Below are 14,766 nucleotides of genomic sequence, written 5' to 3'. Positions count from 1 at the left end.
GGAGTGTGACGTGGATCGCATGGAGCTGCCGGCCGACCTGCCGAATCGTTCCTTCCCTCGGCTCATCCAGAACGAGGCGACCACCGAGATCCCGGTCCACCTGCTCTTCCGCGACGAGGGCGGCCCGGCCCCCGCGCGGTCCTCGCCCACGGCACCGGCGGCCCCCGTCCGGCCCGCCGTGGTGGGCAGCAGGCGGGGCGGCCCGGACGAGCCGTCGCGCCCGCGCCGCCGGGTGCCCGCACCGGCCCGCCCGGCGCCCGGGGCGGACCCCGGCCTGGTGGAGCGGCCGGCCCGGACGCTGCCCGGCGCGGCCGGTGTCCTGGCCGGTGCCTGCGGGGCGGCGGGCTGTGTGCTCACCTCCTGGTGGGCGGGGGTGCTGCCGCCGCTCGCGGTGGAGGCGCTGCGGCTGCCCTCGGTCACGGGGGCGGGTCTCGGCCTGCCGCAGTGGGCCGCGTACGCCGGGGCCGGGGCGCTCGGACTGCTCGGCTTCGGCGGGCTGGCCCGGGGGCGGACCGGGCGGGCCTGGGTGCTCCAGCGGTTCGGCCGCTACCGGGGGACCGTCCGGCGCGGCGGGCTGCTGTGGGTCAACCCGCTGGTGCCGCGCCGCCGGATCGACGTACGGCTGCGGCACTGGCGCAGCGAACCGCTCCCGGCCGCCGACGCGGACGGGGTCGCGCTGCGGGTGGCGGTCCTCGTCGTCTGGCGGGTGCGGGACACCGCGCGGGCCGCGCTCGGCGTCGACGATCACGAGGGGTATCTGCGGGACTGTGTGGAGGCCGCGCTGGCGCGGGTGACGGTGCGCGCGGCGGGCGGCGCGCGCCAGACGGCGGAGGCGGCCGGGGAGGCGCTGACCCGGCTGGTGGCGCGGGAGGCGGAGCCGGTCGGGATCGAGGTGTTCTCGGTCCGCCCGGCCCGGGTCGTGTACGACCCGGAGGTCGCCGGGGCCATGCACCGGCGCAGCGTGGCGGCGCTGGACGCCCGCGACCGGGCCGGTGCGCTGACCTCGGTGGTGGACTCGGTCGAGGACACGGTGACCCGGCTGACCATGCGGGGACTGGTCGATCTGGACGCCGGGGAGCGCAAGGTGCTGGTGCGGGATCTGACGGTGGCGTTCTGCGCGGGACGGCGGGAAACCATCCCGTGATTGGTATGGACATGTTCAAGTGGCGGCCATAATCTGGGCTTGGTCTAGACCAGCACACCAGCACAGTTCAGCTCAGCGAACCTCCCCACACGTCCACCAGGAGCGACTCCATGCGGACCAAGGCCAAGTTGTACGCGGCCGTGCTGGGCCTCGCCACCACCGGCGCTCTCGCGCTCTCCACCGGCGGTGCCAGCAGCCACGGCTACACCGACCTCCCCATCAGCAGGCAGCTGCTCTGTGCCAACGGCACGGTGCGCGGCTGCGGCGAGATCCAGTGGGAGCCGCAGAGCGTCGAGGGGCCCAAGGGCTTCCCGGCGAGCGGAGCGGCCGACGGGCACCTGTGCTCGGGCGGCCTGGACCGGTTCGGGCAGCTCGACGGCGCCCGGACCCCCAAGGGTGCGGACTGGCCCACCACCAAGGTGACCGGCGGCCAGAGCTACACCTTCCGCTGGCAGTTCGAGGCACGGCACGCCACGACCGACTTCAAGTACTACGCCACCAAGCAGGGCTGGAACCAGGACCACGCCCTGAGCAGGAGCGACCTCAACACCACGCCGTTCCTCACGATCCCCTACGGCGGCAAGCAGCCCCCGGCCACCCTCAGCCACAGCGGCACCCTGCCCACCGGTCTGAGCGGCCACCACGTGATCCTCGCCGTCTGGACGATCGCGGACACCGGCAACGCGTTCTACGCCTGCTCCGACGTCACGTTCTGATCCGGACACCCGGCGCCGGCCGCGCGGTTCAGAGCTTTCTCTGAGCAAAGGGCGCGGCCGGTGCGGGTAGCCTCCCCTGCACGCCGGCCGGTCACGGCGTACGGGGGGTCCGATGGAAACGCTGTTCTACGTCGTCCCGGGGCTCATGGCCTGCGGCGCGCTCTGCGCTCTGGTCGTGGTCACGCGACGCGCCGGTGAGATACGCCGCGCCTGGCGCGACGGGCCGACCGCCGAGGCCCGCTGCCTGCGGGTGCACCTCGCGTCCGGCGGCGGGCAGACGTCCGCCGCCTCGCACCACGTGTACGAGTTCAGCACGCCCGAGGGCCGTGTCGTGCGGTTCACCGAGCGCGGGGGACCGCTGACGACCGTCGAGGGCGACATCGTCACCGTGCGCTACCCGGCCGGGCGTCCGGAGCGGGCCACGGCCCATGTCCCGGCGTCCGGCAGGCTCCTGGCGGAGCAGGGCTGCCTCTGCGCCTTCCTCGGGGTGTTCATCACCGCGTGCCTCGCCTTCATGGGCGTCGCCCATCTCGCCTTCGCGGTGGCAGGCGACGTGCTGCCGTGAAGCGACGCGCGGAGAAAAGCGGAAAAGCGAGAACGGCGAGAGGCGAGGGCGGTGAGAGACGAGGACGGTGAAAAAAGCGGTGAGGCCGGTCCATGGACTCATGGACCGGCCTCACCGTCGGTGCGCCGCCAGGGACTCGAACCCCGGACCCGCTGATTAAGAGTCAGCTGCTCTAACCAACTGAGCTAGCGGCGCATGACTCCCGCCGTCCGCTTCCCGCGTTCGGCGACGAAGAAAATACTACCCGGTCCCGGAGGGTGCTCGTGACCACCCGCGCGGCGGGCGGAGCAGGGGCGGCGCGCGCCCCGGCCCCGCCCGCGCGGGCGGCTCACAGCACCGCGCTCAGGAACTCCCGGGTCCGCTCCTGCTCCGGGTCCCCGAAGATCCGCTCCGGCGGCCCGGACTCCACGACCCGCCCGGCGTCGAACATCAGCACCTGGTCGGAGATGTCCCGGGCGAAGCCCATCTCGTGGGTCACACAGAGCATCGTGATGTCGGTGGAGCGGGCGATGTCCCGCAGCACGTCCAGCACGCCCGCGACCAGCTCCGGGTCGAGCGCCGAGGTCACCTCGTCCAGCAGCAGCACCTGCGGGCGCATCGCCAGCGCCCGCGCGATGGCCACCCGCTGCTGCTGCCCGCCCGAGAGCTGGGAGGGCCGCGCGTCGCACTTGTCGGCGAGACCCACCAGCTCCAGCAGCTCCCGCGCGCGGACCTCCGCCTCGTCCCTGCTCATGCCGAGCACGGTGACGGGGGCCTCGGTGATGTTCCGCAGCACCGACATGTTCGGGAACAGGTTGAAGTGCTGGAAGACCATCCCGATCTTCTTGCGGATCTCCCGGACCTGCTTCTCGGGCGCCGGGAAGAGCTGCTCGCCGTCGACCGTGATGGTGCCCTCGTCCGGCCGGGTCAGCGTCATCAGCAGCCGCAGGATGGTGGTCTTGCCCGAGCCGGAGGGGCCGATCAGCGTGACGTGCCGGCCGGCGGCGACGGAGAAGTCGAGCCCGTCCAGGACCGTGTGGTCGCCGAAGCGCTTGGTCACGTTCTCCAGGCGGACCAGTTCGCCGCCCGCCGCGCCGCCGGACCGCGGCCCGGCGGCGTCCTCGGGGTTCTTCGTGGTGTCAACGGACAAGACGTCGCTCCAGTGCTCGCAGGAGGAGGGAGGCCAGATAGGAGACGAGGATGAAGGCCACACCGATCACGGTCAGCGGCTCGGTGAACTGGAAGTGCTGCTGCGAGTACAGGCGCGCCTGCCCGAGCATCTCCAGCACCGTGATCGCCATCAGCAGCGGTGTGTCCTTGAGCATCGAGATGACGTAGTTGCCGAGCGCCGGGACCACCCGGCGGATCGCCTGCGGCAGGATCACCGCCGTCCAGGTCCGCCGCCGCGGCAGGTTCAGCGCCGTCGCGGCCTCCCACTGGCCGACGGGCACCGCCTCGATGCCGGCGCGGTACACCTGCATCGTGTACGTCGAGTAGTGCAGCCCGATCGCGAAGACACCGGTGGTCAGCGCGGAGAACGTCAGCCCCCACTCGGGCAGCACGTAGAAGAGGAAGAACAACTGCACCAGCAGCGGGGTGTCCCGGACGAACTCCGTGACCACCCCGACCGGCCAGCGCACCCACCGGGTCGGCGTCCGCATCAGCAGCGCCCACACCAGACCCAGCGCGAAGGAGATCAGCGAGCCCAGCACCAGCGCCTGGAGGGTGACCAGCAGACCGTCCCAGAAGTGCGGCAGGAAGTCGCGTACGGCGCCCCAGTCCCAGTTCACGCCGCACCACCCCCGACCGAGGTGCCCACCGGCCGCGCCGGGCGGGCGGCCGCGCCGCCCGGCGCCCTGCCGACGCCCCGCTTCAGCCGCTTCTCCAGACCGCGCATCAGCCGGGTGAGCGCGAAGGCGATCACGAAGTAGATGAGCAGGATGTACGTGTAGATGTGCGCGCTCTCCTGGAGCGCGAGCCGCACCAGGTTGCCGCTGAACGCCAGGTCGCCCATGCCCATGACCGACACCAGGGCGGTGCCCTTGAGCAGTTCGACCAGCAGGTTGCTGAAGGGCGGGATCATCTCCGGCACCGCCTGCGGCAGCAGGATCAGCCGCATCCGCTGCCAGGGCGTGAAGCTGAGCGCGATCCCGCCCTCGCGCTGCGCCGGTTCCACCGCGGTCAGTGCGCCGCGCACGATCTCGGCGCCGTACGCGCCGTACGTCAGCCCGAGCGCCAGCGTGCCCGCCCACAGCGGCACCAGCTGCCAGCCGAAGGCGGGCGGCAGCACGAAGAACACCCAGAAGATCATCACCAGCGCGGAGGTCCCGCGGAACACCTCGGTGTAGAAGCCCGCCAGGAAGCGGACGATCCACAGCCGGTGGGTGCGGGCGATACCGACCACGAAGGAGACGGCACCGGCCAGCAGCGCGCTGAGGACGAGCAACTGGACCGTGATCCACACGCCTTGGAGTACGAGTTCCCACAGTCCCTTCGTCATCCGGCGCACAGCTCCTTCGCGGTCAGCTCCGTCATCTCGTCCTTCGAGAACCCGAAGGGCCGCAGGACGCGGAAGAGTTCGCCGCTCTTCTTCAGCTTGTGCAGCTCGGTGTTGAAGGCGTCGCGCAGCTTCGTCTCGGTCGGCCGGAAGGCGAAACCGCCGCCGTCCACATGGGGCTTGCCCTTCACCAGCGGCGCGAACGCCTCGGTGGCCTCGGCCTTGGCGGACTTCTGCACCACCGCGCGGGTGGTCAGCGCCGTCCCCGCGAAGACGTCGACCCGGCCCGCCTCCACGGCGTTCAGCCCGGCCACCTGGTCCGGCACGATCAGGATGTCGCTCTCCTTGTACCCGGCCTCCACCGCGTACTGGATCTCCGCGTAGCCGGTGCCGGTGGCGAACCTCGCCTTCTTCGCCACCACGTCCCGGTAGTCGTGCAGCCCCTTCGGATTGCCCTTGCGGACGATGAAGGAGTCGAGCATCTGGTAGTCGGGGTCGGCGAAGAGCACCTGTTCGCACCGGTCGGCGTTGATGTACATCCCGGCGGCCACGACATCGAACTGCTGGGAGTTCAGCCCGGGTATGAGCGAGCCGAACTCGGTGGGCACGGGCTGCACCCGGTCCACCCCCAGCCGCTTGAAGATCACCTTCGCCAGTTCGGGCGCCTCGCCCGTCACCTTCCCGTCCTTGCCGATGTAGCCGAACGGGATCTCGCCCGCGATACCGAGCCGGACGACCCCCTGGGCCCTGAGCCGGTCCAGGAGGTCGCCACCGCCGTCCGCGGACGCCGTCGCCACGCGACTGCACCCCGCCGCCCCGAGCGCACCGGCCGCCGCGACCCCCGCGAGCAGCGACCGGCGGCTGGGCCGCGCGGGCGTCCGTCTGCCTCTTCCAAGTCCATGTGGTGGAGCCATGAGCGCGCCGCTACCCAGAGCCGGAGAACTTATGCGAAGGAAAACACGGCCCCTCCTGGGTACCCGGAGAGGCGACCCTGGCGGGGCCACGACCGGGCAACGGCACCGGACGCGGGCCCCGGCAGGGCCGACGACGCCCGCGAACACAGCAGAAAGGCTGGTCATGACCGCACTCGGAGTCCTCTACCCGGGCCACTTCGCCGAGGACGACTATCCGCGCATCGAACAGCTCCTGGGCAGCGACATCCGGGTCGACCTCGTCCACACCCCGCAGGACGAGGACGCGTACCGGACGGACGTGCCGCGCACGGCCCGGCCCGTCGAGGAGCTGACGCGCGGCGCGGAGGAACTGCGGCTGTCCGGCGCCGAGGCTGCGGTGTGGGCCGGCACCGGCGGCGGCTTCACCGCCGGCTGGGACGGCGCCCACCAGCAGGTGCGCGCCCTGGCACAGGCGATCGGCATGCCCGCCTCCGCCACCTCCTTCGGCTTCGTGCACGCGGTGCACGAGATCGGCGTACGGCGCGTCGCCGTCGCCGCCACCTACCCGGACGAGGTGACCGCCCTCTTCGCCGACTTCCTGCGCGCGGGCGAGGTCGAGGTGGCCGCCGCGCACAGCGCGGGCTGCCGCTCGGCCGCCGAGGCGGCGGCCTGGGGCGAGCCGGAGGTCCTCGCCCTGGCCCGCGCCGCCGACACCGCGCGGGCCGAGGCGGTGCTGCTGCCGGACACCGCCCTGCACACCGCCTCCCACCTCATGGCCCTGGAGAAGCACCTCGGCAAGCCCGTCCTCACCGCGAACCAGGTGACCGTCTGGGAGGGGCTGCGGCTCACCGACCGCCGTGTCAACGCCCCCGACCTGGGCGCGCTGTTCACCCGGGAACCGATCGTCCAGGTATGAGGTCGGCGGGCATCCGGCGGAAAGGTGTGAGAAGGGCGGGCGCGCTTGCGGCCGCCCGCGCCGAGGCGTTACCTGGAAGTGTCCGGCGGTGCAGCGAGAACGCCCCGGGTCCGGCGCAGGCACGGACCGGCGGCACCCGCCCGCCTGTGCTCGTGCGCCCCTGCCCGCGTGCCCCGCCCCGGAGGCGGGCCGCCGTCGCCGCCGTCGTGGAGCGATGACGCGGAGGTGACCGAAGGTGAAAGCCGTCGTCTACGAGAAGCCCTTCGACGTGGCGGTGCGCGACGTCGACGATCCCCGGATCCAGCACCCCAACGACGTGATCGTCCGCATCACGTCCAGTGCGATCTGCGGCTCCGACCTGCACATGTACGAGGGCCGCACGGCCGCGAAGGCGGGCATCGTCTTCGGCCACGAGAACCTGGGCGTCGTGGAGGAGACCGGCAGCGGCGTGACCTCGCTGGCCGAGGGCGACCGGGTCGTCATGCCGTTCAACGTCGCGTGCGGGTTCTGCAAGAACTGCCTCGCCGGAAAGACCGGGTTCTGCCTCACGGTCAACCCGGGCTTCGCCGGCGGCGCCTACGGCTATGTCGCGATGGGCCCCTACACCGGTGGCCAGGCCGAGCACCTGCGGGTGCCCTTCGCCGACTTCAACTGTCTGAAGCTGCCGCCGGGCGACGAGTTCGAGACCGACTTCGTGCTGCTCGCCGACATCTTCCCGACCGGCTACCACGGCTGCGAACTCGCCCAGGTCACGCCGGGTGAGTCGGTGGCGGTGTTCGGCGCCGGGCCGGTGGGCCTGATGGCCGCCTACTCGGCGCTGCTGCGCGGCGCGTCCAAGGTGTTCACCGTGGACCGGGTGCCCGAGCGGCTGGCCAAGGCGGAGGAGATCGGGGCCATCCCCATCGACTTCACCCGGGGCGACCCGGCCGAGCAGATCAAGGAGCAGACGGGCGGCGAGGGCACCGACAAGGGCGTGGACGCCGTCGGCTACCAGGCCCAGTCGCACAAGGACGTGGGCCACGAGGAGCCCGCCGTCGTCCTGAACACCCTGGTCGAGACGGTACGGCCCACCGGCATGCTCGGCATACCGGGCCTGTATGTCCCCTCCGACCCGGGCGGGCCCGACGAGCACGCCAAGCACGGCCAGCTGCTGGTCTCCATCGGCAAGATGTTCGAGAAGGGGCAGCGGATGGGCACCGGCCAGTGCAACGTCAAGCAGTACAACCGCCAGCTCCGCGATCTGATCATCGCCGGGCGGGCCAGGCCCAGCTTCGTCGTCTCGCACGAGCTGCCCCTGGACCGGGCACCGCAGGCGTACGAGAAGTTCGACCAGCGCGTCGAGGGCTACACCAAGGTCGTCCTGCACCCCGGGCACGCCCTGGCCGCGTGAGCCCCGCCCCCGGGCCGCCCCCTCCGGAGGGACGGGTCTGAGGGGATCTGAGGGGAAGGGGGAACAAGCGGGGACCGTCTCCTGTTGTCGCCCGGAGGAACCAGCACGGCCAACCAGCAGGAGGCACCCCGTGGCGGCAGAGGCGGCAGACGAGATCCGAGGCGAGCGGCACGGCAGCGCGCCCGTACCCCTCTCCGTCCTGGACCTGGTGACGGTGGGCGCCGGCCACACCGCCACCGAGGCGCTGCGCACCAGTGTGGCCCTGTCCCGGCTGGCGGAGAGCCGCGGCTACCACCGCCTCTGGGTCGCCGAGCACCACTCCATGCCCGGAGTGGCCTCCTCCTCACCTGCCGTGATCCTCGCCCACCTCGCCGCCCACACCGAGCGCATCCGCCTCGGCTCGGGCGGCGTCATGCTGCCCAACCACGCCCCGCTCGTCATCGCCGAGCAGTTTGGCACCCTGGAGGCCATGGCCCCCGGCCGCATCGACCTCGGCCTCGGCCGCGCTCCCGGTACCGACGGCGCCACCGCCGCCGCCCTGCGCCGCACGGACCACCTCGGCGAAGGCGCCGATGAGTTCCCGCAGCAGCTCGCCGAGCTGACCCGCTTCCTGGACGACGACTTCCCGGACGGCCACCCCTACCGCCGTATCCACGCCGTGCCCGGCCCCGTCCAGGCCACCTCGCCCGGCGGGGTGCAGTCCCCGCACCGGCCGCCCATCTGGCTGCTCGGCTCCTCCGGCTTCAGCGCCCGGCTGGCCGGCATGCTCGGCCTGCCCTTCGCCTTCGCCCACCACTTCTCCGCGCAGAACACCGTCCCGGCGCTCGACCTCTACCGCGAGTCCTTCCGGCCCAGCGCGGTGCTCGACGCCCCGTACGCCCTCATCGGGGTCGCCGCCCTCGCCACCGAGGACGAGCGCGAGGCCCGCCGCCAGGTGCTGGCCGCCGCGCTCAACATGGTCCGGCTGCGCACCGGCCGCCCGGGACTCGTCCCCACGCCCGAGGAGGCGGAGGCGTACGAGTTCAGCCCGATGGAGCAGGACTTCATCGCGTCCTGGAACGCCAACGTCGTGCACGGCACGCCCGACGAGGTCCGCTCCGGCCTCGACGACCTCCAGAAGCGCACCGGCGCCGACGAGCTGATGATCACCAGCAACGCGCACAGCGGCGACGTACGGCTGCGCAGCTACGAACTCATCGCGGACGCCTATGGACTGCCCCGCGCCTGAGTCGAGCCGAGCCCAGCCCGTGCCGGGCGCCGGGGGGCTACCGGCGGCCGCAGGCGTGGCCGCCGAGCAGCTCGGAGATGCGGTCCGGTGACACCGGGCGGGAGTACAGCCAGCCCTGCCCGGTGTCGCAGCCGATGCGGCGCAGCCTGCTGGCCTGGTCGGTGGTCTCCACACACTCGGCGGTGACGGTCAGCCCCAGCCGGTGCGCGAGCTGGATCATCGCCTCGACGATCACCTCGTCGGCCGGGCTCGCGGGCTCCGCGCCCGCCTCCGGCGTCCCGGTGTCCGCGAGGGCAGGCCGGACCGCCTCCCGCTCCGCGTACTGGAAGCCCCGGACGAACGAGCCGTCCAGCTTCAGCGCCGACACCGGCAGCCGGCTGAGGTAGGCGAGGTTCGAGTAGCCGGTGCCGAAGTCGTCGATGGCGATGTGCACACCCATGCCGCTCAGCGCCCGCAGCGCCTCCAGCGGCCGCCCGGCCGAGCCCATCACCGCCGACTCGGTCAGCTCCAGCTGGAGCAGGCCCGGTGCGAGCCCCGTCTCCGCCAGCACCTCGGCCACGTCCGCGACCAGGTCGGAGTCCCACACCTGGCGGACCGCGACATTGACGCTGACGAAGATCGGCGGCTCGTCGGGGTGGTCGAGCTGCCAGCGGCGGGCCTGGCGGCAGGCGGTCGCCAGGATCCAGCGGCCCAGCGGCACGATCGAACCGTCCTCCTCCGCCAGTGCGATGAACCGATTCGGCGTCAGCACCCCGAACTGCGGGTGCCGCCAGCGCACCAGCGCCTCCACCCCGCGCAGCCGCCCGTCCTCCATGGCGACCAGCGGCTGGTACTCCAGCGTGAACTCGCCCCGCTCCACGGCCGCGCGCAGCGTGGAGACCAGCGCCTGCCGGGTCATCCGGTGCGCGTTGCGCTCCGGGTCGAACAGGGTCCAGCGGGCCCTGCCGTCGGCCTTCGCCCAGTACAGGGTCGTGTCCGCGGCCTGCATCAGGGCGGTCGCCGACGTCCCGGCGGCCTGCCGCTCGACCACGCCGATCGACGCCGACACCGACAGCAGGCGCCCGGCGACCTCGAACGGCGCCTGGAGCGCGGTGAGCACCGACTCGGCCAGATCGGCCAGTTGTTCGGTGCCGGTGGAGTCCTCCACGAGCAGCGCGAACTCGTCCCCGCCGAGCCGGGCCACCAGCGGGGTGCTGCCCCGGCCGGAACCGGCCTCGTCCGCGCAGCCGGTCAGCCGCCGCGCCACCGCCGCGAGCAGCCGGTCGCCGACCCGGTGCCCCAGGGTGTCGTTGACCGCCTTGAACCCGTCGAGGTCCAGGTAGCACAGCCCGATCCGGCCGGTCCCGCCGCCGTCGTACGCGTCCGCCTCCAGCACGGCCGACAGGCGCTCGAAGAACAGGGTGCGGTTGGGCAGCCGGGTCACCGGGTCGTGCATCCGCAGATGCCGCAGCCGGGATTGCAGTTCACGGCGGGCGCTGACGTCGGCGATCGACAGCAGCACACCCGGAGGGACGTCCGGGCGGACCTCCGGCGGGGCGCCGTCCGAGCCGCCGTCCGAGCGGCCGGGCGCGGCTCCGGGCGCGTTCGCGGGGCAGTTCTCCGGCGGCAGCGGCGCGACCGTGACCTGCGCCCACAGCGAGCGGCCGTCGGCCTGTTTGAGCCGCCGGGTGCAGCGCAGCCGGGCCTGCCGCCCGCGCAGCACCTCGCGGTACGCCTGCCAGGTGCGGGCGTCGGAGCCGAGCTCCACCAGATCGGCGGCGGGCTGTCCGGCGAGGTCGGCGGCGGACGCGCCGACCAGGGCGGCGAAGGTGTCGTTGGCGCTGACGACCAGGCCGTCGCGGTCGACGACCGCCATCGCGAGCGGGGCGGCACCGAAGGCCGACCGGAAGGGCGGGGCGGACGGGGCGGGCGGGGCGGCGGAGGGGGACGGGGGGGACGGGGTGGTGGAGGGGGACTGGTCCGGCCCGGCGAATCCGGACCCGGCGGGGACCGGTTCCGCCATTGGGGTGACGCCGGGGCTGAGGACGGGGGTGACGCCGGGGATGGGGACGGGCGCGGGCGGGGGCGCGGGGGCCCTGGTGGACAGGGCGGTGCCGTGACCGCCGTTCGGCCCGGCCGTGGCCCCGGTGTCCGGGCCGCAGCTGCCCGGGTCGGTACCCGGAGCCTTCATAACATCACTCTGTGTGACTTTCGGCCGCATGAAGTCTGCCGCGGGCGTCGGCCCTTCGGACGTTCCGCTCACCGCTCGCTCCCGCAGTGCACTCGTTCTTCGTATCGGTCTCGTCGGGTGGCCGGCCAGGTGGGGATCGGCCGCCGGGCCCGTGTCCGCGCAGGAAGTGCCAGGAAAGTGTGCCGATCATAGATGCTGGCGCGGGGCCCCTTCCAGCCACTTGCCGGTTCCGCCGGATGGACGACCTTTCTGACAGATCGTTTCTGCCCACACCTGGGCAGGTTCTTCAGAAGGACGACCGATTGTGACGTTCCGTGAGTGGTCCGGGGGTGTCATCCCCGTCACGGCCGCTACGGCTCCGTATCTCGTGAACTCGCGTCCCGCACGCTCGCGCTCACCCTTCCGGTGCAGACAAACAGGGCGTACCTCTCCAAACTCGCACAGGCTGGGTTCGGTGTCCCCGCGAACCGCACCCGGAGGTCCCTGTGCCGCGTCAGCTCCCCCTGAAAGCGCTCGGCCGTGACGCTTTCCAGGCGCTGAGCCGCGCGGGGACGCGCCCCCGACTGCGCAGCACCGCCGCCGTGTTCACCACCCTCTCGGCGGTCGCCGCCACCTCGATCCTCAGCGGGCCCTCGGTCGCCGAGCCCTTCGCGGCCGCCCCCTGCGCGCTGCGCCGGACCGCGGCCCACCACTCGGAGGGCGTCGACACCTGGAACCCCTCCTACACCCGGCCGGTCAGACCGCTCGACGCCGTGATGATCTTCCTGTCCTTCCCGGACGCCGCCCCGCTCACCACCCCGGCCGAACTCGCCGCCGACCACTTCCCGGCCACCAGCCGCTTCTACGCGCAGGCGTCGTACGGCAGGTTCACGCTCCGGGCGCATCCGCTCAGGCACTGGATCCGGATGCCGCGGCCGTCCACGGCGTACGCCATGCACCGCGACTGGGACGTCCGGGACCGGGCCGCCTATCTGCGCGACGCCGTCGCCGCCGCCGACCCGCAGGTCGACTTCTCCCGCTACGACATCGTCTATCTGGTCGCCGACCCGGACGCGCCCGGTGTCGACTCCGACGCCACGAAGGTCGTCAACCTCAACACCCCGCTGCGGGCGGACGGCACGGACATCCGGCGGGTCGTGACGGTGTTCGAACGGCATCCGCCGGACCGGCTGGTCCTCGCCCACGAGACCGGGCACGTCTTCGACCTGCCGGACCTGTACCACCGGCCGGCCGACGGCAAGGGCGACTGGGACACCTATGTCGGCGACTGGGACCTGATGGGCAGCCAGTTCGCGCTCTCACCGGACCTGTTCGCCTGGCACAAGTGGAAGCTCGGCTGGCTGGACCCGCGCCAGGTCGTGTGCGTACGGGGGACCGGGCCGACCCGGCTGACCCTGGAACCCGTGGAGGCGGGGCCGGCCGCCGCGGGGCCGCCCGTGGCGGCGGAGCCGCCGGACATGGGGCAGTCGTCGGACGTGCCCGGGGCGGCGCCGTTCGGGCTGGGCGGCGGCACCAAGCTCGCGGTGGTGCGGACCGGGAGCGACCAGGTGCTGGCCGTCGAGGCGCGCTCCTCGGTCGGCAACGACCTCACCGGATGCCGGCAGGGCGTACTGGTGTACCGGGTGCGGGGGGACACGGAGTCGGGCGGCGGCGCGGTCCAGGTGATCGACGCCCATCCGCGCACCGGGGCGTGCGCGCACACCTCCGTCTATCCGCCGCTCGCCGACGCGCCGATCGGCGTGGGGGAGAGCTTCACCGTGCCCGGCGACGGTGTCCGGGTGGAGGTCGAGGACCGCACGGCCTCGGGGGCGTACACCGTGAGCATCACCCCGGCTCTGGAGAGCGAGGGCTGAGGGGGGTGCGGGGTGAGGGTGGTGGAGCACCCGCCATGCGCGACGTGGTCGCGGAGGAACGAAGATGGCGAGCCTTGTCCACGTTTCCGTGGGCGAGACTCGCCATCGTCATTGTGCGCCGCCAGGGACTCGAACCCCGGACCCGCTGATTAAGAGTCAGCTGCTCTAACCAACTGAGCTAGCGGCGCCTGCTGACGTCGTAGACCTTAGCATCCTGATCGGGGGGAGGAAAAATCGAAATCCGCACGGCCGACCGGGCCGCCCGGACGGCCGCCCACAGCAGGATCTCGGGACCCGGCAGCCACGGTCGCCGGGTGTCCGGCGCGACCAGCCAGCGGGACGCGGCGTGCGGGCCCCCGGGGCCGCCGACCGGTGCCGGGACGGTCACCGCGTCGCCGTTGCCGTGGCACAGCAGTGGCGGGACGCCGTCCGCGCGGCCCCGCCCGGCCGCCGGGCTCCGGGAGCCGAAGTCCTCCCACTCCAGCAGCGACGGCAGCCGGTGCGCGGTGCCCGGCGCGGCGAACAGCAGCATCCGTCCGCGATGGACGGCCACCGGACCGGAGCCGGGCCCCTCCTCCCACAGCCGGTCCAGCATCCGGCGGCCGAAGACCGCGGGCACGCTGACCACGTCGAAGGCGGTGCCGCAGGGCAGGACGACCGGTGCGTCCGGCTGTTCGCGCCAGTGGGCGAGGGTGCTGCGCGGATACGGCCCGGCCGAGGCGAGCCAGCCGGCCCCGTCGGCGGTGACGCGGGTGGCGTGGGTGGCGCCGGTGAGGTCGGCGCGGTCGTTGAGGTCGGTGAGACCGGCGGCGGCGGTCCGGTCGGCGAAGAGAGACGTTTCTGTGAGGCTCATGTCTCACGTCTACCGACCGTGAGGGTTTCCTCGCGCACAGTTGCCGGAAACCGGGACAGGGCGGGGGCCCGGGGCGTATCTTGCCCCGCGGGCATATGCCAGGGCGGGTCCGGCCGGGAGCGGCTGGGATCAGAGGGGGTCGGCCGGGTTCGCGTGCACGCTGTCCTCGGCGCCGCGCAGCAGATCCCGTCCGAACTCGACCATCCTGTGGGCGTAGTCCTCGGTCCACTGGGCGCGCTCGGCGATGTCCGCGGGCTTCAGCCGGTCGAAGCGGCGGGGGTCGGCGAGCTGGGCCGCCGCTATCGCCTGGAACTCCACCGCCCGGTCGGCCGCCGCGCGGAACGCCGTCGTCAGTTCGGTCGCCCGCTCCAGCAGCGTCCTGGGATCGTCGATCGACTCCAGGTCGAAGAAGTGCTCCGGGTCGGAGGCGGCTGCCACGGGCTCGAAGAGCAGGGGCGCGGGGCGTAGCCGCGGTTCGTTCCGACGCGGCGTGGGCTCCGCCATGTCTTCTCCTCCTCGTACTCGTACGGTCTCGGGTGGCGCCGTCCTCGTGGCGGGCCAC

At 72.9% G+C, this 14,766-nt stretch carries 14 protein-coding genes and 2 tRNA genes; 7 read left to right on the top strand and 9 right to left on the bottom strand.

Annotated elements, in window-relative coordinates; all coding sequences use genetic code 11:
• The first annotated feature begins 19 nt into the window (after positions 1-19).
• From ACWDYF_RS21840 to ACWDYF_RS21830, 3 genes are all read left to right on the top strand, one after another.
• Positions 20-1,144: an SPFH domain-containing protein gene (locus ACWDYF_RS21840; RefSeq protein ID WP_381743919.1), complete on the top strand. Its 1,125-nt coding sequence runs from the start codon at positions 20-22 to the stop codon at positions 1,142-1,144.
• A gap of 110 nt (positions 1,145-1,254) precedes the next feature.
• On the top strand, positions 1,255-1,860 hold the full coding sequence (locus ACWDYF_RS21835; protein WP_018565636.1) for a lytic polysaccharide monooxygenase auxiliary activity family 9 protein: 606 nt from the start codon (positions 1,255-1,257) through the stop codon (positions 1,858-1,860).
• Positions 1,861-1,972: 112 nt separating this feature from the next.
• Positions 1,973-2,425, top strand: a complete 453-nt coding sequence (locus ACWDYF_RS21830; protein WP_389466007.1) for a DUF3592 domain-containing protein — start codon at positions 1,973-1,975, stop codon at positions 2,423-2,425.
• Positions 2,426-2,546: 121 nt separating this feature from the next.
• Here the strand turns inward: ACWDYF_RS21830 and ACWDYF_RS21825 are convergent.
• The 5 genes from ACWDYF_RS21825 to ehuB all read right to left on the bottom strand — a co-directional run bounded on the left by ACWDYF_RS21825 (position 2,547) and on the right by ehuB (position 5,815).
• Positions 2,547-2,620: transfer RNA gene (locus ACWDYF_RS21825), tRNA-Lys, on the bottom strand.
• A gap of 133 nt (positions 2,621-2,753) precedes the next feature.
• Positions 2,754-3,554 (bottom strand): ectoine/hydroxyectoine ABC transporter ATP-binding protein EhuA, encoded by an 801-nt coding sequence (gene ehuA / locus ACWDYF_RS21820; protein WP_389466010.1) that lies wholly within the window; start codon positions 3,552-3,554, stop codon positions 2,754-2,756.
• On the bottom strand, positions 3,544-4,194 hold the full coding sequence (gene ehuD / locus ACWDYF_RS21815) for an ectoine/hydroxyectoine ABC transporter permease subunit EhuD (protein WP_018565639.1): 651 nt from the start codon (positions 4,192-4,194) through the stop codon (positions 3,544-3,546). Before ehuD ends, ehuA begins: the two co-directional genes overlap by 11 nt.
• Complete coding sequence (gene ehuC, locus ACWDYF_RS21810) at positions 4,191-4,904, bottom strand: ectoine/hydroxyectoine ABC transporter permease subunit EhuC (RefSeq protein ID WP_389466014.1); 714 nt, start codon at positions 4,902-4,904, stop codon at positions 4,191-4,193. Before ehuC ends, ehuD begins: the two co-directional genes overlap by 4 nt.
• Positions 4,901-5,815: an ectoine/hydroxyectoine ABC transporter substrate-binding protein EhuB gene (ehuB, locus tag ACWDYF_RS21805; protein WP_389466017.1), complete on the bottom strand. Its 915-nt coding sequence runs from the start codon at positions 5,813-5,815 to the stop codon at positions 4,901-4,903. Before ehuB ends, ehuC begins: the two co-directional genes overlap by 4 nt.
• Positions 5,816-5,978: 163 nt before the next feature.
• Between ehuB and ACWDYF_RS21800 the strand changes: the two genes are divergently transcribed.
• The 3 genes from ACWDYF_RS21800 to ACWDYF_RS21790 all read left to right on the top strand — a co-directional run bounded on the left by ACWDYF_RS21800 (position 5,979) and on the right by ACWDYF_RS21790 (position 9,328).
• Positions 5,979-6,710 (top strand): maleate cis-trans isomerase family protein, encoded by a 732-nt coding sequence (locus ACWDYF_RS21800; RefSeq protein WP_381742885.1) that lies wholly within the window; start codon positions 5,979-5,981, stop codon positions 6,708-6,710.
• Positions 6,711-6,945: 235 nt separating this feature from the next.
• The gene (locus tag ACWDYF_RS21795) at positions 6,946-8,100 is read left to right on the top strand and encodes a glutathione-independent formaldehyde dehydrogenase (protein WP_381742887.1); all 1,155 of its coding nucleotides are present in this window, start codon (positions 6,946-6,948) and stop codon (positions 8,098-8,100) included.
• Positions 8,101-8,230: 130 nt separating this feature from the next.
• Positions 8,231-9,328: an LLM class flavin-dependent oxidoreductase gene (locus ACWDYF_RS21790; protein ID WP_381742888.1), complete on the top strand. Its 1,098-nt coding sequence runs from the start codon at positions 8,231-8,233 to the stop codon at positions 9,326-9,328.
• A 37-nt stretch (positions 9,329-9,365) separates the two neighbouring features.
• Here ACWDYF_RS21790 and ACWDYF_RS21785 read toward each other — a convergent pair whose 3' ends face one another.
• Positions 9,366-11,498 carry a putative bifunctional diguanylate cyclase/phosphodiesterase gene (locus tag ACWDYF_RS21785; RefSeq protein ID WP_389466022.1) on the bottom strand — a complete coding sequence of 711 codons (2,133 nt, stop codon included), beginning with the start codon at positions 11,496-11,498 and terminating at the stop codon, positions 9,366-9,368.
• 485 nt (positions 11,499-11,983) lie between these two features.
• Here ACWDYF_RS21785 and ACWDYF_RS21780 point away from each other — a divergent pair, with 485 nt between their 5' ends.
• Entirely contained in the window at positions 11,984-13,351 is a 1,368-nt protein-coding gene (locus tag ACWDYF_RS21780; protein WP_389466025.1) for a M6 family metalloprotease domain-containing protein, read from the top strand.
• 114 nt (positions 13,352-13,465) lie between these two features.
• Here the strand turns inward: ACWDYF_RS21780 and ACWDYF_RS21775 are convergent.
• The 3 genes from ACWDYF_RS21775 to ACWDYF_RS21765 form a co-directional block, all read right to left on the bottom strand.
• A tRNA-Lys gene (locus ACWDYF_RS21775) sits at positions 13,466-13,539 on the bottom strand.
• Positions 13,530-14,204, bottom strand: coding sequence for a bifunctional DNA primase/polymerase (locus ACWDYF_RS21770; protein WP_389466028.1), 675 nt, complete (start codon positions 14,202-14,204; stop codon positions 13,530-13,532). The genes ACWDYF_RS21775 and ACWDYF_RS21770 overlap by 10 nt, the downstream gene beginning before the upstream one ends.
• A 129-nt stretch (positions 14,205-14,333) precedes the next feature.
• Entirely contained in the window at positions 14,334-14,708 is a 375-nt protein-coding gene (locus ACWDYF_RS21765; protein ID WP_018565647.1) for a hypothetical protein, read from the bottom strand.
• Positions 14,709-14,766: the final 58 nt, after the last annotated feature.

The organism is Streptomyces sp. NPDC003284 (genome assembly GCF_053589675.1).
This window is presented reverse-complemented; position numbering and strand designations above follow the sequence as displayed.